This window comes from Coprobacter tertius, assembly GCF_024330105.1.
GTDB classification, from domain to species: Bacteria; Bacteroidota; Bacteroidia; order Bacteroidales; family Coprobacteraceae; genus Coprobacter; species Coprobacter tertius.
In genome coordinates this window covers 67,082-85,833 of the sequence record NZ_JANDHW010000003.1, presented here as the reverse complement: position 1 = coordinate 85,833, position 18,752 = coordinate 67,082, and the positions used below count along the sequence as shown (strand labels likewise).

The 18,752-nt window shown below is 37.6% G+C and carries 14 protein-coding genes; 3 read left to right on the top strand and 11 right to left on the bottom strand.

The genetic code is table 11. The features are described 5' to 3' along the window. Positions 1-29: 29 nt before the first annotated feature. The 5 genes from NMU02_RS03830 to NMU02_RS03810 are packed head-to-tail and all read right to left on the bottom strand — an operon-like array spanning position 30 to position 4,830. Positions 30-1,043 carry a dipeptide epimerase gene (locus tag NMU02_RS03830; protein WP_255025932.1) on the bottom strand — a complete coding sequence of 338 codons (1,014 nt, stop codon included), beginning with the start codon at positions 1,041-1,043 and terminating at the stop codon, positions 30-32. A 52-nt stretch (positions 1,044-1,095) separates the two neighbouring features. Further along, positions 1,096-2,352, bottom strand: coding sequence for a DNA recombination protein RmuC (locus NMU02_RS03825; protein ID WP_255025930.1), 1,257 nt, complete (start codon positions 2,350-2,352; stop codon positions 1,096-1,098). Between the two features lie 14 nt (positions 2,353-2,366). Beyond that, positions 2,367-2,738, bottom strand: coding sequence for a fluoride efflux transporter CrcB (gene crcB, locus NMU02_RS03820; RefSeq protein WP_255025929.1), 372 nt, complete (start codon positions 2,736-2,738; stop codon positions 2,367-2,369). Further along, positions 2,735-4,078, bottom strand: coding sequence for a dihydroorotase (locus NMU02_RS03815; protein WP_255025928.1), 1,344 nt, complete (start codon positions 4,076-4,078; stop codon positions 2,735-2,737). The genes crcB and NMU02_RS03815 overlap by 4 nt, the downstream gene beginning before the upstream one ends. Before the next feature lie 2 nt (positions 4,079-4,080). Then, positions 4,081-4,830, bottom strand: a complete 750-nt coding sequence (locus NMU02_RS03810; RefSeq protein WP_255025926.1) for a polyprenol monophosphomannose synthase — start codon at positions 4,828-4,830, stop codon at positions 4,081-4,083. 338 nt (positions 4,831-5,168) lie between these two features. Between NMU02_RS03810 and mfd the strand changes: the two genes are divergently transcribed. After that, complete coding sequence (mfd, locus tag NMU02_RS03805) at positions 5,169-8,516, top strand: transcription-repair coupling factor (RefSeq protein WP_255025925.1); 3,348 nt, start codon at positions 5,169-5,171, stop codon at positions 8,514-8,516. A 1-nt stretch (position 8,517) separates the two neighbouring features. Here mfd and NMU02_RS03800 read toward each other — a convergent pair whose 3' ends face one another. The 4 genes from NMU02_RS03800 to NMU02_RS03785 all read right to left on the bottom strand — a co-directional run bounded on the left by NMU02_RS03800 (position 8,518) and on the right by NMU02_RS03785 (position 12,277). Next, a complete protein-coding gene (locus tag NMU02_RS03800; protein ID WP_255025924.1) occupies positions 8,518-9,114 on the bottom strand; it encodes an IMPACT family protein in 597 nt (198 codons plus the stop codon). Positions 9,115-9,725: 611 nt separating this feature from the next. Further along, the gene (locus tag NMU02_RS03795) at positions 9,726-10,451 is read right to left on the bottom strand and encodes a hypothetical protein (RefSeq protein WP_255025923.1); all 726 of its coding nucleotides are present in this window, start codon (positions 10,449-10,451) and stop codon (positions 9,726-9,728) included. Between the two features lie 32 nt (positions 10,452-10,483). Next, positions 10,484-11,560: an XAC2610-related protein gene (locus tag NMU02_RS03790; protein ID WP_255025921.1), complete on the bottom strand. Its 1,077-nt coding sequence runs from the start codon at positions 11,558-11,560 to the stop codon at positions 10,484-10,486. 48 nt (positions 11,561-11,608) lie between these two features. Continuing rightward, positions 11,609-12,277 carry a hypothetical protein gene (locus NMU02_RS03785; protein WP_255025919.1) on the bottom strand — a complete coding sequence of 223 codons (669 nt, stop codon included), beginning with the start codon at positions 12,275-12,277 and terminating at the stop codon, positions 11,609-11,611. 371 nt (positions 12,278-12,648) lie between these two features. Between NMU02_RS03785 and NMU02_RS03780 the strand changes: the two genes are divergently transcribed. Together NMU02_RS03780 and NMU02_RS03775 are read left to right on the top strand one after the other, a co-directional pair. After that, complete coding sequence (locus NMU02_RS03780) at positions 12,649-14,244, top strand: LamG-like jellyroll fold domain-containing protein (RefSeq protein ID WP_255025918.1); 1,596 nt, start codon at positions 12,649-12,651, stop codon at positions 14,242-14,244. Positions 14,245-14,302: 58 nt separating this feature from the next. Continuing rightward, positions 14,303-15,859: a glycoside hydrolase family 76 protein gene (locus NMU02_RS03775; RefSeq protein WP_255025917.1), complete on the top strand. Its 1,557-nt coding sequence runs from the start codon at positions 14,303-14,305 to the stop codon at positions 15,857-15,859. A 161-nt stretch (positions 15,860-16,020) separates the two neighbouring features. Here the strand turns inward: NMU02_RS03775 and cydB are convergent, their stop codons facing one another. Continuing rightward, positions 16,021-17,178: a cytochrome d ubiquinol oxidase subunit II gene (gene cydB, locus NMU02_RS03770; protein WP_255025916.1), complete on the bottom strand. Its 1,158-nt coding sequence runs from the start codon at positions 17,176-17,178 to the stop codon at positions 16,021-16,023. A 2-nt stretch (positions 17,179-17,180) separates the two neighbouring features. Further along, complete coding sequence (locus NMU02_RS03765) at positions 17,181-18,743, bottom strand: cytochrome ubiquinol oxidase subunit I (protein ID WP_255025915.1); 1,563 nt, start codon at positions 18,741-18,743, stop codon at positions 17,181-17,183. Between the last annotated feature and the right edge of the window lie 9 nt (positions 18,744-18,752).

The following is an 18,752-nucleotide window of genomic DNA, read 5'->3' as shown; positions in this document are numbered from 1 at the left end:
ATAACTGTTAATCAAGATAAAAGTTCGTTCTATTTATATTTAATACCGATTCCCGGCATTCTGGTCGAAATTATTTTACCGTTTTGCAACGTGGCGCCATAAAAACAATCATTCGTAATCAGTAAATTTCCGTCGAGGTCAGCCCAATCGACCCAAGGGGACAATTGGGCCGCAGCGCTGATGGCACAAGAAGTCTCGGTCATACATCCCAACATGACCTTCATACCTGCGTCACGAGCTTCATGTATAACCTTATATGCCTCATTCATCCCGGTACATTTCATTAATTTTATATTTATTCCGGAAAATACACCCTTAACTTTTTTCAAATCGGATATTCGCTGAAATGATTCATCCGCAATAGTAGGTATAGGGCTATGAGCTGTCAACCAAGCCATATCGTCTATATATTCTTTAGGCATAGGCTGTTCTGCAAAAATAACACCTTGCTCTTTACACCAATGCAACATATCGAGAGCTTCATATTTATCAGTCCATCCCTGATTTACATCAACACAAATCGGCTTGTCTGTTACCGAACGTATTGCCGATATAATCATCTTATCGGTATGCCGGCCTAATTTTACTTTTAACAAATTAAAATCTTTCGCATCCAGTGTCTTACACCTTATCCCTTCTTCGGTATCTATTCCTATCGTAAAAGAAGTATCCGGAACAGAGAATCTATCGAGTCCCCAATACTGCCACCAGGCATATTCACGGGCCTTCCCGTAAAGATCATGTAAGGCAATATCTACAGCCGCTTTAGCAGCCGTATTTTCGGGAGCCACATTTTCAATATAACCGAGAACATCTTCTAACGGATGATTCAAAGAAAATCCATTTAAGTTCAAAGCAGATAAAAACGCAGTTACCGATTGCTGCGTTTCTTTCAAATAAGGAGGTAAAGATGCTTCCCCATATCCGATATATCCTTCACTTTCTATCATCACCAAAACAACAGGCGTTGTCGTACGGGAAGAAGATGATAAAGTAAAAACGTGCCTTAATTCGAGAGTATAGGGTTCAAAGCTTAGTTTCATAAGCTAATAATAAAAATTTACAGGTTAAAAATTGCAATCGAAAATATATATTTTATTCGTTCGAAGGTAATTCTTTTTTCGCTTTTATACCTAAAGCTTTAAGTTTTTCTACTTGTCCGATAAGATTTCCTTTTCCTTCTTTTAACTGTCCGACTGCCTGGCGGTAACTACGATATGTCTTGTCCAAATTCTCTCCTATTTCTCCCATCGAATCTACAAATCCGACAAATTTATCATATAAAGCCGCCCCACGTTCTGCTATATCGAGAGCATTACGACTTTGCTTATCCCGATTCCAAAGATCTACGATCAGCTTAAGAGCTGCAATCAGGTTTGTCGGACTAATCATCATCACTCTCTTATCATAAGCAAATTGCCATAACGACGGGTCCTGTCTCATCGCAGCCAGATATGCCGGTTCGTTGGGAATAAACATCATAACAAAATCAAGTGATTTCACATAATCCTGATAATTTTTTGCAGAAAGTTCCAAAACATGACTTTTCAAAGAACGAACATGTTCCTGCAAAGCTTTTACACTTTCTTCAGGAGTTTCGGCTTCAACATAACGGGTATATGCCGTCAGCGATACTTTAGAATCGATAATTACTTTTCTTTGGTCGGGATAAACCACCACCACATCCGGACGCATTCTTTTTCCATCTTCATTAAGGCGTTTTTTCCCCGCTTCATCTGTTATCGTCTCTTGCGTGTAGTACTCACGCCCTTTTACTAAACCTGATTTTTCGAGAATGCTCTCGAGAATCATCTCACCCCAATCTCCCTGTATTTTACTATCTCCTTTCAATGCCTTAGTCAGGTTATTGGCTTCTCGTCCGATTTGCTGGTTCAGTTCGACCAATTCTTTAATCCTCCTGTCGAGACTAAAACGCTCTTTCGATTCTTTATCATAAGTCTCCTCTACTTTTTGCTTGAATTCAGACAACTTCTCCTGTAAAGGATGCAAAATACGATCAATATTTTCTCGATTTATTTCGGTAAAACGTTTCGATTTTTCTTCTAAAATACTATTAGCCATAAGCCGGAACTCATTTGTCATTTGTTCCCGCATCACCATAATTTCTTCTTTTTGTCGTTGTAACTTTTCATCAGCGGAACGTTTCTCAGCTTCTGATTTCACCCGTTCGACCTTTTCATTCAAAAGTTCTTGACCGAGTCTTTTTATCTCTGTTTGCCGACCGTCCAATTGCATTTGCAACTCACGATTCCGGCGTTTGTATCCATAGAAAAAAACGCCCGATACAAAGCTTCCAATAACGACACCTAAAATCAAATATGCAATTTCCATATGACTCAATAATATCAGGGAGCAACTAAACGCCAACCTGCTAACGTAAAACAAATACCTATTAAAACACTTCCGAATACATATAAGAGAAAAGGTAAAAATGCTCCTGACTGAAACAATTTGAGCGCATCACCCGAGAAAGTAGAAAATGTAGTAAATCCACCGCAAAGCCCGACGATGAACGTCATTCTGAATCCTGTCCCAAACCATTCAAACCGTTCGGATATTCCCCAAAATAAACCTATAAGCAAACACCCGGCCAGATTAACGGCTAATGTACCCCAAGGAAAACTACCGGAGGTCTGTTCCGAAATCCAACGGGAAAAAGCATACCGTAATATACTACCGGCAAATCCTCCTATCCCGACCAATAACCAGGTTCTCATCCTTTAAATTCTAATTCTCGTCCACGGCAAGCTCTGTTAACTACTCCATTCTGATAAGCTTTTATGCCATTAACAAACGTCGTATCTACCGTAACAGGAAATGTATGGCCTTCGAAAGGAGACCACCCACATTTACTTAATATTATATCAGATGTCACTTTACATTTTTTACCAGGATTTATCAATACCAAATCAGCAAAATACCCCGGCCGGATAAATCCTCTTTTTTCGATTCCAAAAAGACGAGCCGGAGCATGACACATTTTCTCTACTATAGTTTCGATAGAAAGATCTCCCTCTAAAACTTTCTCTATCATCGTTAACAATGAAAATTGAATTAACGGACCTCCAGACGCAGCTTTCAGACACGAACCCTCTTTTTCACACCATAAATGAGGAGCATGATCGGTAGCTATAACATCGATCTTGTTTTTCTTAACGGCATTTATTAGGGCCAATCTATCCCCGGTCGTTTTTATAGCCGGATTCCACTTTATTTTATTTCCGTATGCCGCATAATCGTTATCATCGAAATAAAGATGATGCACACAAACTTCAGCCGTAATACGTTTTTCTTCTAAAGGCTTATCTTCAAATAAAGATAATTCACGAGCTGTAGAGAGATGCAAAATATGTAATCTTGTATCGTATTTAGATGCCAATTCTACAGCTTGTGCAGATGATGCGTAACAAGCTTCGGCACTACGTATAAGCGGATGAAACATAATCGGGAGATCTTCTCCGAAACGTTTAGTATAATATTCGCGATTTGACCGAATAATTTCTTCCTTTTCACAATGAACCGCGATAACAGCGGGTATTTCTGCAAAAATTCGTTCGAGAATTTTTCGATCATCAACCAACATATTGCCGGTAGAAGACCCCATAAACACTTTTACTCCCCCTACTCTATGCGTATCTATTTTTTTCAGTTGATCGAGATTTTCGTTATTGGCCCCCATATAAAAAGTGTAATTAGCCAAAGACGTTTCTGCAGCTCGGTCGAAGCGCCGGTTAAGAACATCTATCGTCGTTGTTTGGGGAATGGTGTTAGGCATATCCATAAAAGACGTTACACCCCCGGCCACGGCAGCTGCCGATTCGCTATGTATATCGGCTTTATGTGTCAAACCCGGTTCCCTGAAATGAACCTGATCATCTATAATACCGGGAATCAACCACATACCGGTAGCATCGATCACTTCATCAACTTCTTCAATTACATTTTCTGGATAAATACCATCATAAACCGCTTTTATTGTGTCATTCTCAATAAAAACAGCACCCGTAAAACGTCTGCTTTCATTGATAATTTCCGCGTTTTTTATAAAAATCTTCATTTTTAGATTCCTTTTTTGCAAGGATATTTTTTAAACCAACTACCTATTTTAAGCCTAATTACTCCCCAAACGGCTTCGCCAAAGATACCTCCGTTCATCTTACTTACACCCAATACCCGATTTATAAATATAATGGGTACTTCGATAAGTCTGAATCCACATTTATATGCAGTAAACTTCATTTCTATCTGGAAAGCATAACCTTTGAAACGGATACGATCGAGGTCGATTGTTTCCAGTACTTCTCTACGATAACATTTAAAACCGGCTGTTGTATCTGCAATTTTCATACCGGTAATCAGGCGGACATATTTCGATGCGAAATAAGACATAATAACACGTCCCATCGGCCAATTTACAACATTTACACCTGAGATATACCGTGATCCGATAGCAACATCAGCACCTTGGTTTACACAGGCATCCCATAATCTTATAAGATCTTCTGGATTATGAGAAAAATCGGCATCCATCTCGAAAATATAGTCATAACCATGCTCCAATGCCCACTTAAAACCAGCAATATAAGCGGTTCCCAATCCTTGTTTTCCCGCTCGTTCGATCATAAACAAACGATCGGGATAATCTTTCTGCATCATCTTTACGATATTTGCAGTTCCATCGGGAGAACCGTCGTCAATAATCAATACATGAAAGTATTTTTTTAAACGAAATACAGCATGTATTATGTTCTCTATATTTTCTTTTTCGTTATAAGTAGGAATTATAACTATACCGTCTGATTCATGCATAAGTTATATAATTATCATCTGATTTTAAATAAATCTGTCTATTTCTCATTCTTTACTACAAAATCAAGAAATAATATTAGCAAATATACTATTTTTTATGAAAAATAATAATTCAATATATATTATTTAAATACATCTTGTAAATAAAATATTTGTGCGATAAACATAAAACCTAACTAAGAGAAAAGCATAAAAATATACATATATAAGTTTATCAGAAGACATTTCGACATTTAAGATTCTTTTTCAGAATATCTTCAATATTGAGCCCCTTAACAGCAATCATTCGCAAAAAAAATAATTACTTTTGCATGATGTTTACAGAAATCCGGCTTCCGATGGATACGAATCCTCTTTATCCTATTTTCAACACGCCAGCCCGTAAAGAGGCTCTGGCCCATTTTATAAAAGATAAAAAATCGAATACTTTACAAATCGACGGTCTGCAAGGTTCTGCCGCAGCACTACTATTTTCTTCATTAACCGAAACCGGAAAGACGTTTATTCTTGTAGCGAACGATCTCGAAGAAGCGGGTTATCTTTATCATGATTTGGTACAAATCAAAGGAGAAGAATATGTTTTATTTTTTCCTTCGGGTTATAAAAGAGATATTAAATACGGCCAACAAGACCCTGCCAATGCTATTTTACGTACCGAAACGCTAAACCGGTTGCAAGATAACGGGCCATTGTTGGTAGTAACTTATCCCGATGCTTTAGCTGAAAAAGTGGTAAAGGCAAAAATGCTGAATGAAAATACGCTGAAACTCAAAAGAGGAAGTAAAGCCGACTCGATTGCCATTGCCGATACATTACACAATCAGGGATTCGAGCAGGTAGATTATGTATATGAACCGGGACAATATGCTATTCGCGGAAGCATTCTCGATGTATATTCTTTTTCTCATGAACAACCCTACCGAATCGACTTTTTCGGAGACGAAATAGAAAGTATTCGTTGTTTCGATATAGAAAGTCAACTCTCGAATGAGCAACTCGACAGTATCAGTATTGTACCTGATATGGCATCAGGGGGTGTTTACGGTGTTTCATTACCCGAATTTGTAAATAGCGATACAATATGGTGTTTCAAAGATGTCGAGTGGTGTCTGACACGCATAAACTCTATCGCAACCGAATCGATCTCAGAGCAATTGCTTATAACAGAGGAAGGAGACCTGGAGATACACAAAAAGATTGTTGATCCCGAGACATTCAAAAAAAACATTTTTACATTCAAACAGATCGGATACGGAACTCGAAACCGGGAAAGAGTCAAAAATCACCTTTCGTTCAATTGCGTACCTCAACCTGTTTTCCACAAAAATTTCGACTTAGTAGGAGAAACATTAACCGGCTTTCTAAAAGAAGGTTATACTTTGTACATTCTGAGCGATAATGAAAAACAGATACAGCGCCTCCAAAGCATATTCGAAGATCGAGGAGACCAAATTACTTTTACACCTATATTGCGCACCATTCATGAAGGTTTTTCCGATAAAGATTTAAAAATATGCTTCTTCACCGATCACCAAATCTTCGACCGTTTCCATAAATACAATCTGAGAAGCGATAAAGCTCGTTCCGGAAAACTGGCACTGACATTAAAAGAACTTAACCAATTCGAACCGGGAGATTATATCGTGCACATCGATCACGGTGTAGGTAAATTCGGAGGACTTATCCGTACCGAGATAAACGGACGAATGCAAGAAGTTATTAAATTGATATACCAAAACGACGATATAATTTTTGTTAGTATACATGCTCTGCATAAATTGGCTAAATACCGGGGTAAAGAAGGCGAACCTCCTCGTATAAATAAACTGGGTACCGGTGCGTGGGAACGCATGAAGGAAAAGACAAAGAGTAAGATGAAGGATATCGCTCGAGACCTGATAAAACTCTACGCTAAACGACGGGAAGAAAAAGGTCATGCATATCCCAAAGATTCTTTCTTACAGCAAGAACTCGAAGCCTCCTTTATTTACGAAGATACCCCCGACCAGCTAAAATCTACAGCCGAAGTAAAACAGGATATGGAAAGCGAACAACCGATGGACAGGCTTATTTGCGGTGATGTAGGCTTCGGAAAAACAGAAATAGCCATACGTGCAGCATTTAAAGCGGTTTGCGATAACAAACAGGTGGCCGTACTCGTTCCTACTACAGTTCTTGCCTTTCAACATTATAAGACTTTTACTGATCGTTTAAAAGAATTCCCGATAAAAATAGATTACCTGAGTCGGGCCAGGAAATCATCTGACATACGTCAACTCCTAAACGGGTTGCCTGAAGGAAAAACCGATATACTTATCGGAACGCACCGTATTATAGGAAAAGACGTGAAATTTAAAGACCTCGGATTACTGATTATAGATGAAGAACAAAAATTCGGAGTAGCCGTTAAAGAAAAACTAAAACAAATGAAGGTTAATGTCGATACGCTTACCATGTCGGCAACTCCGATACCCCGAACTTTACAATTTTCATTAATGGGTGCCCGCGATCTTTCGGTAATTACCACTCCACCTCCTAACCGGTATCCAATACAAACGGAAGTACACGGATTTAACGAGGAAATTATTAGAGAAGCCATTAACTTCGAAATGAGTCGAAACGGACAAGTTTTCATTGTAAACAACCGAATACAACAACTCGATGAACTAGCGAATATCGTACGCCGTCTCGTACCCGATGCACGTGTAGGTATCGGACACGGACAAATGGAACCGGAAAAACTTGAACAAACTATTATAGATTTCGCCAACTATGATTACGACGTTCTTGTCGCAACTACCATTATCGAATCGGGAATAGATATTCCCAATACAAACACGATAATTATTAATAATGCCCACAATTTCGGACTCAGCGAATTACATCAATTACGGGGTCGTGTAGGGAGAAGCAATAAAAAAGCATTCTGCTATTTGTTAACTCCTCCCTTGCATACGCTTAGTACCGATGCCAGAAGACGTTTGCAGGCTATCGAAAACTTTTCGGAATTGGGTAGCGGAATACATATTGCCATGCAAGATCTCGATATACGAGGTGCCGGAAACTTGTTAGGAGCCGAACAAAGCGGATTTATCGCAGATCTGGGATATGAAACTTACCAAAAAGTACTGAAAGAAGCCGTAGAAGAACTGAAAAACGACGAATTCAAAGAATTATACAATCAAGAAAGCCGTCACGACAGTGAAGGAAATGAAACTTTCGTAACTGATTGCGTAATCGAATCGGATCTCGAATTACTATTCCCGAACGATTATATACCGAACGTGTCGGAACGGATCTCTTTATATCAGGAACTCGATAATATGGAACGGGAAACAGACATCGCGAACTTCTCCTCCCGATTGGAAGACCGTTTCGGACGCATCCCCGAAGAAGGAAAAGAACTGATTCGCATTGTCAGATTACGCCAGTTAGCCAAACAACTGGGCATGGAAAAAGTAGTACTGAAACAAGGGCGGATGATATTATTTTTTGTTTCGGATAACCATACACGATATTTTCAATCTCCGGCATTCGGGAAAGTACTGAACTACTTACAAACCAATCCAAAACGTTGCCAATTACGAGAACTTAAAGGAAAACGATCCCTTGCCATAGCCCATATCGGAACTGTAGAAACAGCCGTCGCTATTTTACAGGAAATATTAAATCAAAATGTCTCGTAAGTCAGATAAACCTCAAGGATTCTACTTTCGATAATCGTTCGCGTAGCCGCATTATCCCCGACCGTCTGAGCCGCAAAGTCATATCACAATCGAGATCGAAATATTGTGAAATAATCGTTACATTGTCTTCTTTTACAATACGCATTACATCATTTAGAAAGGGATATTCAAAGCCTATGCGGAGATCATCTTCGACAAGGCATTCTATTATTTCATTATTACGTATCGCATCGGCCGCCGCTTCCCGGTAAGCTACGATAAGGCCACTTGTTCCCAGTTTAATTCCTCCGAAATAACGTATAACTACAATAAGTATGTTGGTAAGACCAAATGAATTAATCTGACCCAAAATAGGTTTTCCGGCCGTTCCCGAAGGCTCACCATTATCATTCGACCGGTAATCAGTGCGCTCATGCCCCAACATATAAGCCCAACATACATGTCGAGCATCATAATATTTTTTCTGATATTTTTCGATATATTCTTTTGCCTCCTCTACCGCCGAGACAGGAATGGCAAAAGAAATGAATTTACTCATTTTTTCTTTATAAAGCCCTTCCGACAAACGGGCAATCGTAAGGTAAGTATCGTTGTTCATTATAGAAAATACAAAAACCGGGATCTGCCCCCTCCATTATTAGTTTTACAAATATATTAATAATTCGGTGATTTCAAGAAATATGGGAATAACAGAAAATTACATCGGTTCGCCATAGTTTCAATATTACTGGTGTAGCATCTCTTTACTCAAACATCAATATTGAAAACATTTGTATAAATGGATTTTAAAATATATGTCGCATATCCGATTTTATCTATTTTTTAAATGTCTTACACTCATAATAAGTCCGAACGGTTGGTTTCACATTCTTTTTATTTCATTTTTAATATTCTGCTATATAATACTATTCCCGGCAATCATATCACTTATATATAATCAGCTACCGGATGATATCGTGGTTTAATCATTTTTTATTATCTTTATCCACTCTTAATTAATTTTCCACATCGATAAATTAACAAACTTGACTAATAAAAATATATATAAGTTTTTGTGGTTATAATTTTTCGGCTCACTCTCGCATAGGGTTGATTTCATATTATGACGATAAATTTCTGATCGAGTTTTTTACAATCCGACAGCAAGTTTATACCGAGAGTACTACCTCAATTATTCTTCTCTACCCGATACTGAATCGCATGTATTTTTCATTTTTGTATCCATTCGCAATTTTCATCTTCAGAAGATCCCAGTATAAAATATTCATTTCTTTTATCCTTAATAAATACAGATTCATAGGCATTGCCATATTTCGTCCACTGATATTTCTCATTATCCGGCAATTTTAATTGAATTTTATACTGGGTTGTCAAGTCGAATATATAAAAATTATTATCCCCTTCGGGATAATCCTGATAAATAATTGCTTCTTTCTCAAAATTAACCTTTAAAGAAGACGCATGCAGGAGCAACATTCCCGTTTTTTTTTCGTACAAAAAGAATTCTCGAGGTTTTCCTTGCATTCCAAACAAGATGAAATAATCTTTAATATCTATAATTTCATCTGTGCGAAACCATCCTTCTAATATTTTCTTCATTCTATCACCCTTAAGCAGGTAACTGTAATAAATAGAGAGATTGCCATCAACATACTCCCTCTGAGGGATAAAGCATACTGTATAACCCTGTGATAATCTTACCTCCTTGAAACTTAACGAATCGACGTATATATCTTGTACGAAAGTCCCGAAATTATCATTTAACCGTTTTATAAGCGCACGCATTTCATTTATTTGCGCCTGTAACTCATTTATTCTCGAAATATATAAAGAATCGACATCAGATACAAAATGATTATATTCAAACTTACTACTCTTGCACCCAATGCATAAAAAAATACACCCCATTGCAATAAAAAAGGTTATTTTTTTCATAACTGATATTTCTGCTGATTATTTTGAAAAAATTAAAATTGAGAATCATCATTTGATTGATTTTTAAGATACGAATCCCTTTCTTTTATCCGCTCATAAACATACCCGGGAATCTTGCGTTTTTTTCGTTTTGCCCTCATTAACTCCGCATATTTTTCGTAAGCGTCTCCCATTATTGAAAGTGCATCTTCATCTTTTGTAAAGCGATATTTATTATACATAATGTCACCATAAGCCAACCAGCCGTTTTCATTTTTCGGGAATGCTGCGACAATTTGTTGCATAATAGCCTCGCTCACACTTTTGTAGTCAAATGTATTACCACTGAAAGTCAGGCTGTCTTCGGAATATTTCAACGCTAATTTCAAATAAATATCCGCGTTTTCTTTCTCTTTAACCGGGAAAGTATGAAATATCGCATGCCAAGGGTCTTCATAATCCATTCCGTATAACTCCGCCCAAGTATAATCTTCGGAGTAAGCACCGAATAAATTATCGAGGCTATCGATAGGGGCGAAATAGACCGAATCGGATGATAACAATACCGTAGAATCACACTCGACGAACTTATAAACTGATTTTAATGCTTCGAATTTCGTCGCATAACAGACTTCGGTAACCGTTTTATTTGGGGGATCAAATCCGCTACCGTCATTATCGCCTCCGATACACAACCCACTTAAAAAGTAGGATTCGACAAATTTATTCAACCTCGTATCAAATAAATAATATCCATATCCGATCTGCCCCAAACGACTATCAGACCAAAGCGGGATACTAAAATCGACATATCCGTCGAAATTATAATCCATTACACTGAGCATATCTTTTCCCACATAGACATTATAACCGGTACAATCTGATTCATCGAAATCTATTACCTGAAATATACCCATAGTCTCTTTATCTAATACATTTATATGGATATATTCTACATCTTCTATTATATTTTTCCCTTCATGTGAAAGTATAATATCGAAACAATATTTATCGGTGCTTTCCTTCTGACGGATGGTATCGACTATATATATCGTTTCATCCTGTGCCACAAGAGGTGTAAATACAAATATCAAAAAAATCAATATAATTACTTGGTTCAATTTATTCATAATCTATACTTGTTTAGCAAACATCCTGTACTCACAATAATATCGACTTTATTCTTCTTCAAAGTCTCGAGGGTTAAATATATGCCCTTGCCTCATCATTTGGAGACACACTTCCAAGGGATATTTTCTGGGACAGTAATAGCTTTCAAAATCATTGGTTTCCTTAAAATAATCATCGAAAACGATTACCCCCTTAATGGGCTTATTCCATTTCTTACGGCAAATTTGTACGGCATTAAGAGAGATAACATCATCTTTACTTAAGAAGTAATTATAAGTAGAATTCATCCAAAACATTATCGCTTCGGTAACATATAACCGTGATTTTTTTCTCTTAATTTCCAGCCGATACACATCTCCCGTAATAGAACTTGCCAGCTCTATTACAGCGGTATTCTGTTTTTCATTTATGGCTTGCACACTCCAATACGGCGCGTAATAACAATCATCATTTTGTTTTATCCCCATCGCAAATACAGGTAAGTTCAAGGCTATCTTTCGAGAAAAAATACCCACGGTATCGACCATATATAATTTTTCTTCAGCATTATCGACTGTGACTACATCATACAAACGCCCTACGTATTTACCCTTTAAGTATACTGCTGGCGATGGTGTAAACCGCTGGGCATTAATCGTAGACACGATAACACAAAGAAATAATAAGACTATCGAAGAATATAAACTATATCGTATCTCAGATGTTTGTTGCCCCATTTAGCCAAATTTTTATTACTTAAATCTTCCGTGTTTTATCAGTACGATGTTTAAAGATAAAAATAGTTATCATTAATCAAGCTTCATTTATTTTTACAGATTATAAATTATACAAATCATAATAAATAGTAACAAATAAAACTTTTTACTCTCACTTTTGCAATTATTTATACTATTATTTTGTTTTTATATGTCTAATTTAATTATAAAAAGCACTTTTTTGATTGAATTTTCTCTAAAATATAGATACCCATAAAACATTTCATTCTTAATCTTATCATGTTATTCGACCTTTAATTCCGTTTTATTTTTTATCTTTGCTCATCATCACAAATAATTATTTTAAGTTCGTCAACCTTATTTTTACTTCCATGAAAATCAACAAATTAAAAATCTTCTTTTTATTATTTTCACTCTTACAGTTGTCTTTTTCGGCCTGTAAAGACAATAACGATAATCCTGATCCGGTAGACATCGTGATCGAAAACTCTAAAATTTTTTTAAGTCAGGGACAAACAAAAACTGTAAAAATAACGAGTGGTAACGGCGATTATATCGCTACAACATCTAATGAAAACGTAATAACGGCACATGCCGAAGGAAACGAAATTACGATAACAGCAGTAACGCAAGAAGATAAAGCTAACGCCATGGTCGTAATTACAGACAAATATTATAAGAGAACCTATATCGAAGTAATAGTAACAAAATTATCGGAACTCGATTTGGATAAAAATTCTGAAATACTGATACTCGGTTCAACAAGCAAAGCAGAAACCATATTTACGATTAACAGCGGAAACGGCGGATACCGGATCGAATACCTCGAAGATGCACAATCTATCGTTACAGTAGATACCGAAAACATCGAAGAAAACGGGATATTTACAGTAAAAGCTTTAGCAACAGGCATGGCCAAACTGAAATTAACCGATCATCTTAATAAAGAAGCGATAATAGATATAAAGGTTATCAATCCCGTATCGATAGAAGTAGATAAATATGAAATTACCTTGAATTCGGTACAGGGAAACGACGTGATAAAGATCCTGTCGACAGATCCGGGAAAATATTCCTTACTTATCGAAAATAAAAATATTATTAAAGCTTCACTTAGTAATAACGAAATACATATTACCGGAAAGAAAAACGGAAGCACCACGATTACCGTTTTAAACAATAATGGTTGTCAGTCTCAACCTATACTCGTAACCGTTAACGGCCCCCGATACGCCATGAATCTCAGCGATCAATATTTCGGTTATGCTAATTTTAAAGATATTGCATTAGTAGACAACTCTATACGAAGTTGTAAACAGGTAACATTCGAAATGTCATGTAAAATAACCGGATACAGGGGATTACAAACTTTTATGGGACTGGAAGGAAAATTGATTATCAGAGGCAAAAACGACGACTATAAAGAAACACACCCTATAGAAATTGCCGGGCTCGGTGATAACATTATGTTGGAAAGTACCAGTAGCTTTAATTTGAATGAATGGATGCATATCGCTTTGGTTGTAGATTGCGAACAGTCTGACATTACCAATAAATACAAATTTTACATCAACGGCAGGCAGGATGTCTTGAAAGTAAATCGTAATAATCAAACTCATACTTCAGTCGACTTAGCCTCGAGTACCGATGGGGATCGTTTTGAAATCGGCCGTGCATTCGGAGACGATTGGCGTTGCATGAGAGGAGTCGTTTCTGAAGCCCGGGTATGGACTGTCGCACGCTCTTCCGCTCAAATTAATGACAATATGTGGAATTTACAAGAAAGTACTCCGACAGGCCTGCTCGCTCATTGGGATTTCACAGCAGGTGTAGCTACAAATTATATACAAGATATCAACGGCGGAAAATACGAAACGAATCTTTATATCGCCAATGCTAAGGAAAGCGGCAGCTATACTTTGACAACAGCTCCTGCAAATGTTTTTGTCGATAAACCATCATTGTAATCCGAAACGTAACCTCATTATATTTTTATTATATAAAACTGCTTTTAAATATATTCTCATGAAAAAATATTTCATCCTCCCGCTATCTTTATTTATCTTATTTCTCTCTTGTTCGTGCACCGAAGATAATAATGCTCCGGTAACAGATAATATAAGTGATAAAATACAACCGGTATCTTCTCTAAGCGCTGTACCTACCGAAAAAGAAAACCAATTATGTATTAGTTGGAAAAACCCCAATGACAATGACCTTTTAAAAGTAGAAATATCTTACAGTACCAATGTAAAAAACACGACGAAGGCATCCCCTAATCCGATATTAGTAAATGCGGAAAAAGGATCTGAAAGCCTCATTTACATCGACCTACCCTATTATTCTACTTACACCGTTTCGGCAATCGCTATCAATAAAGCAGGATTAAAATCAGCTGCTGTAACCACCACCGCAACCCCATTAAAACCAGAAGATCCGGATCATCCTACTCCGGTTTTCTTACAACGAGCCGACATACTTATGTCTTCTTTGATAAAGCGGTATTTATTGGGACCACGCGATGTTTGGAAAGGGAAATGGCCTAATCCTACAGGATACTGGGACGGAGATGCAGTCGTATGGGGACAAGGCGGAGGTTTTTCGGGATATGTAGCTTTACGCGAAGCTTCTTTGGGAATCGAGGAATACGAATCGAAATATACAGGAACATTTGACGACCGTATGTTAAAATCGATAAACCAATTTTTAATTAGAGATACCCGTAATAACGTACTCGGGTATTCGGTATATCCCGCCAGCGGAAACGACCGTTTTTTTGACGATAATGTCTGGATAGGACTGGATATGGCCGATCTTTACATGCAAACCAAAAAAACAGGTTATCTGAATTACGCTAAAATCGTGTGGAAATTATTACAAACGGGACGAGATAATACATTAGGCGGAGATGGTATATATTGGCAGGAACTACCCCAAAAAAGCAATACGAAAAATACTTGTTCGACCGCTCCTGCTGCAGTTTTAGCGACAAAACTATATTTAGCGACCGGAGAGGGAGAATATCTGGAAGACGCTAAAAAACTATATGCTTGGGTAAAAAAAATGTTACAAGATCCTGCCGACTATCTCTACTGGGATAATATAGGACCGGGAGAAAATGACCAATATTCTATCTCTAAAGCAAAATATACATACAATTCGGGGCAACCCATGCAAGCTGCGTGTTTGCTATATAAAATTACACGAGATCCCCAATATCTCACAGATGCCCAAAATATCGCAAGATCATTTTACTCAAGATGGTTTACGCCATTTACCTCATATGCCACAAGTGAATCGTTCCGTATTCCCAATCCGGGAGAACATATGTGGTTCATGGCCATTGCTTTCAGAGGATTCGTAGAATTATATAAGATAGATGGCGATCGTACTTATATCGATAACTTTGAAAAAACCATGACACACGCATGGTTATCGGATTGCCGAAATTCGAATACCAACCTTTTGAATTATAACGATTTGAGAGGAGGAATTACTATGACTGAATGGGAAATCATTCATGAAGGTGCTTGTGTAGAAATACTGGCTCGTTTAGCTTCGTTAGAACGTGACGGATTGTAACTACCTCTAATCATAAAAAAACGGGACTTTAAATGGTCCCGTTTTTTTATGATTAGAGGTGAAGTCCTATTTACGATTTATTCTTTCCCGATTGATCATATATTTTTCATTATCATACGGTATATCTAAAAAAGGGAAAATTCTTTTAACCTCTCTCTCGATTAATATTTATGATCTCCACTTTCCATTTCCTGTTCTGTGATCGGCTTTCTGTCCATAGCTCGCCAAGCATAAAAAATATAGGCCAAAACGAACGGAATCAACAGCGATACGACACTCATCACCTGGAGAGTGAAAAGACTTGACGAACTATTATATATCGTCAGAGAACTTTGCATATCTGTTGCCGAAGGATAATACGGAGTATTATTGTATCCGGCCAAGAAAAATAAGCTCAATACAACCAAAACCGTACCTATACCACTAAACCAAATACCGTATTTCCACTGCCCTTTTCCGAAATAAGAACGGATAATAGCATACAACACACCTACAACACCTATTAGGAAAAGCCCCAATACCCAAGGCATTTCTATAAGATTAAAGAAATATTTAAACGGACGTACATAAATAGTAGATTCTGTCGATGAGGCAAATTCATAACCCGTCTTAGTAAGCAATACTCCTACAAATGCAAGAAAGAATATTAAAAACGGAACTGCATTATAAAGAACCTGTTTACGGCAACGACTATAAATAATAGGATCGTCTATATTATTTATAAAATAGAGTGAAGCCTGTACACGCGCCAGAAAAAATACAGCTACTCCTAAAAGTAGATTTCTCCAATCGATAATAGCTTCGAGACCGTGAGTAGGATTCTGCCAAGTAGAAATTACAGGCATTCCCACATTTAACAAATTCTCTTTATCTACTTTAAAATCGGCACCGTTAAAAAAAGTAGCTACGGCAACACCCAGTAAAATAATACCTACAAAACCATTAATTACAAGAAATGCATCATACACTTTCGTCCCCAAGAAATTTCCTTTTTTCGAACGATATTCATATGAAACGGCCTGTATGATAAAGCTGAACAATATCGCCATCCATAACCAGTAAGCACCTCCGAAACTGGTTGAATAAAATAATGGGAAAGATGCGAAAAAAGCACCTCCGAAAACAACAAGCGTCGTAAAAGTAAACTCCCATTTTCTACCGAGAGAATTCACTAACATTGTTTTTTCAATCGGCTTTTTACCGATTGTAGATATGAGAGTCTGCCCTCCCTGAACAAAAAGCAGAAAGACCAGTAAAGCGCCCAATACGGCAATTAAAAGCCACCAGTAATGCTGGTAAAAAAATTCATTGAGTTCCATAATTATCTTATTTTTTGTTCAGTTCCTTTTTTTATTTGTTTCAACATAATTCCGACTTCAGCAATAAGCAATACCGTAAAAAGTACAGCAAAAAGCCAGAATGTCGTTTGTACCGATGTGGTAGCAATTTTGGAAATTGCAGCATTGGTCGGCATAATGTCTTGTATAACCCAAGGCTGTCGCCCCATTTCTGCAACGATCCATCCCGACTCGAGACAGATATACGCGACCGGAAGAGATAAAATACAAATCCACTGCATCCATTTCCATTGTCCCATTTTCCCTTTTTTCTGCAAAATAAGTACGACAATAAAGAATATCAGGAAATATGCTGCCAATGTAATCATTATATGGAAAGAGTAAAATACAAAAGGCACATGAGGTACCAACTGAGCCGGATCGGTAATATATCCGTATCCGAAATATTCATAATTTTCTCTCAGCCTGTTTGCCGCATCGGTCATAATGTCTTTATCTCCCGCTTTCTGAGCGACTTTATACTGTCCTAATGCCTCAACAGCTTTACGCCCCCGTTCCATTTTTTCTATAGCAGATAAAGCGATAATTTCTTCTCCGGCAATGTTTTTGGTCATATACCCACCATCGATAATATCATTTATACCCGGAACAAAACCGTCTATGTGACGAGTTGCCAACAATGAAAGCAATTTAGGGACTTTTACTTCGAAAAGAAATGGAGAAATGCTGTCGTTATAGCTTTTCTTTTCGGGATTGAGAATCCCGAATGCAACCAGACCCTGACCTTCTTCTCCATGATATACACCTTCCATTGCGGCAAGCTTCATCGGCTGTTTTTCTGCAACTTGAAAAGCAGAACCATCACCAGTATAAGCAACAATACACATACCGACAAGACCTACCCAGGCTCCTACTTTCATACTGCGTCCGGCCAGCTCGGCTTCCCGCTTACGCAACATAAACCAGGCACTTATAGCTACAACGAAAACTCCCCCGAGAACCCATCCAGACGTCACGGTATGGAAAAATTTATTAATTGCAACAGGTGAAAAAATAACATCGGTAAAATTCATCATTTCGTTACGTACCGTGTCGGGATTAAACTGCATCCCTACCGGATACTGCATCCAAGCATTAGCCACCAGAATCCACAATGCAGAAATCGTGGCTCCAGCAACGGTTAACCACGTTGCTGTAAGGTGGGCCCCTTTACTTACTTTGTTCCAACCGAAAAACATAATCGCAATAAAAGTCGCCTCCATAAAAAAGGCCATTATGCCTTCAATCGCTAACGGAGCTCCGAATATATCACCGACAAACCAACTATAATTAGACCAGTTGGTTCCAAATTGAAATTCGAGGATGATACCGGTAGCAACTCCAATTGCAAAATTTACACCGAAAAGTGTCATCCAAAATTTAGTGATCGTCTTCCAACGTTCATCTCCGGTACGGTAGTATAATGTTTCCATTACAGCGACAATCAGCCCCAATCCCAAAGTTAGAGGGACGAATAGCCAATGATACATGGCTGTAAGAGCGAATTGCGCTCTCGACCAATCTACAAGTGAAAACAAATCATTCATATTTTATTT